Raw genomic sequence first — 4,487 nt, forward strand, 5'->3', positions numbered from 1 at the left:
TATTCATGATGACTCTCCATAATTATTTCAAATCATCTTAAGATTAAAGTTGAGTTTAAGGCCCAGTAAAACCTCAGGATTTATTGTAATAACCCACTTAAAAACCAATATATTTAGATAAGCACTTAATAAAAAAAGGCCCCATACAATTCAGATCAAAATGCCCCAGAAGAATTCTGGGGCAAATAATTTATGATCTTATAAACGAAAGAATGTCAGCGTTGATAGTTTCCGCGTTGATAGTTGGCATTCCATGAGAAAAGCCTTCATAGACCTTTAGCGTACCATTTGGTAGGAATTCTGCAGAGCGCACACCTGTATTTTTATACGGCACTATTTGATCGTCGTCACCATGCAAAACTAATACAGGCAAAGTGATACTTTTTAGATCTTCTGTAAAATCGGTTTGAGAGAAGGCAACAATTCCCTCATAGTGTGCTATCGCACTTCCCATCATACCTTGTCGCCACCAATTGGCTATCACCCCTTCATCTGGTTCAACGCCATCTCTGTTATACCCATAAAAAGGGCCAGATGGAACATCACGATAAAACTGAGCGCGATTGGCCTTTAACGCAGCTTGCAGACCATCAAACACATCTTTAGGAAGTCCACCTGGATTATTCTCGGATTTCACCATGATTGGTGGTACTGCGCTAATCAGGACAGCTTTGGACACTCGTTGTTCACCATGTCTTGCAATGTAGTGTGCGACTTCTCCCCCACCAGTTGAATGTCCGATGTGGACTACGTTTTGTAAATCGAGATGTTCAACCACTGCTAATACATCATCAGCGTAATGATCCATATCATTACCATCCCAAACCTGAGTCGATCTACCGTGCCCTCTGCGGTCATGGGCTACGACCCTGAACCCTTCCCCAAGGAAAAACAACATTTGTGCATCCCAATCATCTGAACTAAGTGGCCAGCCGTGGTGGAAAAAAATCACGGGTGCGTCACTCGGTCCCCAATCTTTGTAAAAAATCTCATTACCTTCACTGGTGGTTACGTATGGCATAATGTCAATCCTCACTCACTTTAGTTTTTTCATTAAGCAAAATCACTTTTTGCTTTATGGTGATTCACTTTAGCAACGAGACAAAGCAGGTTAATTGGTTCCTAAGGGAATTCGCGTTAGCCGTGCAAGCTTTGGGGATAACTCGCTGGTTGTAAATAATCACCCTTCCAAACAACCTCACTCGGTGTAAGTAAAATGTAACCTCACCATTAAATATTTGTAGCAACCAAGAAGCTACACCTAAACCATAGTTGAATGTCAATACCTGAGGTTGTTCTATTTTGTTATTAACGCATACCTAAAGTTAGGTTGACATTAAACCTAACTTAAAGCTTAGAGTTCATCCATCGACTATTGAGGTGGATGACAACAAGCTTTAATCATTAATTTGATCCTAAGTTCCATACACCTCTTCACATTTATTAATAAACCACGAATAGAGGTGCACAATGAGTAACCTTACTATACCGAAATCTTATACTCGAGAAGCCTTAGTAGATGTAATTCATGCACAGCGTGATGCATTTATACAACACCAAGTTACTAATCGAAAAGAGCGTATTGCAAAACTTAAAAAACTGAAAGCGGCAGTATTAACTAACCGAGATGCCATGAAAAAAGCTATCGACGAAGATTTTGGTCATAGGTCGCTTCACGAAACGGATATCTTGGAATTTTTTGGGGTTGTTCAATCCATAGATTACATGATCACAAACTTAAAAAGGTTTATGAAGAGAGAGTATCGTCATGTTGACCTATTCTTCCAGTCTGGAAAAGCATATGTCGACTATCAGCCCAAAGGGGTTGTGGGTATTATGTCCCCATGGAATTATCCTTTTGCATTGACACTGATACCTCTCGCCACCGCTTTGGCAGCTGGAAACAGAGCCATGATAAAACCTTCAGAACTAACCCCAAGAACGAGCGCGTTAATTAAGAAGATAATTGAAGAGTCATTTGATGAAAGTGAAGTGGCTGTGATTTTAGGTGGACCCGATGTAGGCGCAGAGTTTAGCCGTTTACCTTTTGACCACTTACTCTTTACGGGTAGCACACAGGTTGGTCATAAAATCATGCAGGCTGCGAGTGAAAACCTTGTACCATTAACGCTTGAACTCGGAGGTAAAAGTCCCGTTGTCATGGGGAAAGGACAGACAGATACGAAGGCAATCTCAAGATTAGTTTTTGGTAAATTGTCTAATGGAGGGCAAACATGTGTCGCACCAGACTATGCGCTGGTTCATGAGGATGACTTGGAAGATTTCATCAATGAATATTCATCTGTGGTACAGAAGTTTTATCCCAATGGGCCGACAAGCATCGATTACACCTCAATAGTGAGCGATGACCACTATAAACGCCTAAATAGTCTTCTTGAAGATGCTCATGAGAGCCGTACACGAATCATCAAAGTTGGCGTGTCTCCAGACAGTACAGATGAAAGAAAAAGAACTATTGCGCCAACGCTCGTAATTGCGCCTAACGAAAATTCGAAAATTATGAAAGAAGAAATTTTCGGTCCGATCCTTCCCGTTATACCCTATAAGACAATGCAAGAGGCCATTGACTACATCAACATCAGGCCTCGACCATTAGCCTTATACTATTTTGGTCAAAAAGATGCGGATTGCGAAACGTTATTAAGCAATACGACTTCTGGTAATGTCGGAATAAACAATACCCTGATGCATGTAGCACAAGACGACCTTCCTTTTGGGGGAATTGGGCCAAGTGGAATGGGGTCATATCATGGAATCGAGGGCTTTCGTTCTATGAGTCATGCAAAAGGAACATATGAACAAAGACGCTGGAACCTAGGAGATTTGCTTCATGCACCTTTTGGCAAGCTAGCTGATGCTGCCCTAAAGTTCACTTTTGGAAAAAGTAACTGACGAACTTTTTGATAAAGACACTTGGATGAAATCGGATATAGGATTATTCATGCTTTATCAAGTGTTCCCATGGTGTCAGATCATTCAGGTATCATGGGGATCCACCTTCTGTAAGACTGAGGGATAGCCTTAGAAAGAGGGAGCTTAAGTGAGACTGTCCTGATTTCTGTGTAATTGTCTAAGCTTAAGCCTTAAAAGGCTAAGGATAGACGACATGGATAAGGAAGCACTTGAAGCGTTTGCTCGTGAAGCTGCCAAATCAATCAAGACAGAATCCGATCTTGATGATTTCCGCAAAATGTTAACTAAGGTGACCGTCGAAACCGCGCTCAATGCTGAGCTTGATGATCACCTTGGCTACGAAAAGCACGCGACTAAACCCAGCTCAAACTCCCGTAATGGCTACTCATCTAAGTCGATTATCACTGATGATGGCGAGGTTCCTATTGATGTGCCGCGCGACCGAGAGGCGAGCTTTGAACCCAAGTTGGTTCGTAAGCACCAGACTCGATTCCAGTCCATGGATGACAAGATCTTAAGCCTGTACGCTAAAGGAATGACAACCAGGGAAATCGTCGCCACGTTGATATCTAAAGTCACGGACGCTGTTCTGGAGCAAGTTATCGAGTGGCAGTCTCGTCCTCTGGATGAGGTGTACCCTATTGTTTACCTTGACTGTATCGTGGTCAAAATCCGCCAGGATAAGCAAGTCATCAACAAGTCGGTTTATCTTGCACTCGGCGTCAATATGGATGGTCAGAAAGAGTTGCTCGGTATGTGGCTATCTGAAAACGAGGGCGCTAAGTTCTGGCTTAATGTACTGACGGAGCTACAAAATCGGGGCGTGAAAGACATCCTCATTGCTTGTGTCGATGGGCTGAAGGGTTTTCCTGACGCTATCAACACCGCCTTCCCTGAGACCCAAATCCAGCTCTGTATCGTCCATATGGTGCGTAACTCGATGAAATATGTGCCGTGGAAAGACTACAAGGCGGTCGCAGCTGATCTCAAGGCCATCTACCAGTCCAAGACCGAAGATGAAGCCTTGTTGGGGCTAGAAATGTTCTCTGATAAATGGGACGCCAAGTACCCTCAAATTAGCCGCTCTTGGACAGCTCATTGGGATAACCTCAATACCTTGTTTAATTACCCTGAGGACATCAGGAGAGCGATCTACACGACCAACGCCATCGAGTCTTTGAACAGTGTGATCAGAAAAGCCATCAAAAAACGTAAGCTGTTCCCAACGGATGAATCGGCAAGGAAAGTGATCTTCTTAGCGATCCAGGATGCTTCCAAGAAGTGGACGATGCCCATCAGAAACTGGCGACAAGCCCTGAATCGCTTTATGTGTACTAACTCAGACCTGATCTGACAGTTACCCACTTTTCGTCTCGGTGCCTGTCAGATTATACCTGGGCTAAATTCTTTTCAGCCCAGATTGATTTCCCATCCTCTAATGTTTCTATTGGCGTTCTGCCGCAGCACATTTTTCCTTGATGAGTACGATGATTGTTGTAGTAGTCCATCCATTCGTCCAGATCTTTCTGTAACTCTTCCATTGAACCATACAG

Annotated in this window: 3 protein-coding genes and 1 pseudogene; 2 read left to right on the forward strand and 2 right to left on the reverse strand. The window is 43.1% G+C overall.

What is annotated here, in order from left to right; all coding sequences use genetic code 11:
• Positions 1-190 precede the first annotated feature (190 nt).
• On the reverse strand, positions 191-1,021 hold the full coding sequence (locus tag CAG64_RS17185; RefSeq protein WP_161458015.1) for an alpha/beta fold hydrolase: 831 nt from the start codon (positions 1,019-1,021) through the stop codon (positions 191-193).
• A gap of 449 nt (positions 1,022-1,470) precedes the next feature.
• On the opposite strand from CAG64_RS17185, the gene CAG64_RS17190 reads away from it, so the two are divergent.
• The gene (locus CAG64_RS17190) at positions 1,471-2,913 is read left to right on the forward strand and encodes a coniferyl aldehyde dehydrogenase (protein WP_161458016.1); all 1,443 of its coding nucleotides are present in this window, start codon (positions 1,471-1,473) and stop codon (positions 2,911-2,913) included.
• Positions 2,914-3,127: 214 nt separating this feature from the next.
• The gene (locus tag CAG64_RS17195) at positions 3,128-4,288 is read left to right on the forward strand and encodes an IS256 family transposase (RefSeq protein ID WP_161458017.1); all 1,161 of its coding nucleotides are present in this window, start codon (positions 3,128-3,130) and stop codon (positions 4,286-4,288) included.
• A gap of 34 nt (positions 4,289-4,322) precedes the next feature.
• Here CAG64_RS17195 and CAG64_RS17200 read toward each other — a convergent pair.
• A pseudogene (locus CAG64_RS17200) lies at positions 4,323-4,487 on the reverse strand (IS481 family transposase); the annotation flags it as partial.

It is taken from the genome of Vibrio sp. V38_P2S17PM301, from assembly GCF_009904845.1.
Taxonomy (GTDB): domain Bacteria; phylum Pseudomonadota; class Gammaproteobacteria; order Enterobacterales; family Vibrionaceae; genus Vibrio; species Vibrio proteolyticus.

Excerpts from the sequence above, each read along its gene's own strand:
- CAG64_RS17185 (WP_161458015.1), bottom strand. The coding sequence starts at position 1,021 with ATGCCATACGTAACCACCAGTGAAGGTAATGAGATTTTTTACAAAGAT.
- CAG64_RS17190 (WP_161458016.1), top strand. The coding sequence starts at position 1,471 with ATGAGTAACCTTACTATACCGAAATCTTATACTCGAGAAGCCTTAGTA.
- CAG64_RS17195 (WP_161458017.1), top strand. The coding sequence starts at position 3,128 with ATGGATAAGGAAGCACTTGAAGCGTTTGCTCGTGAAGCTGCCAAATCA.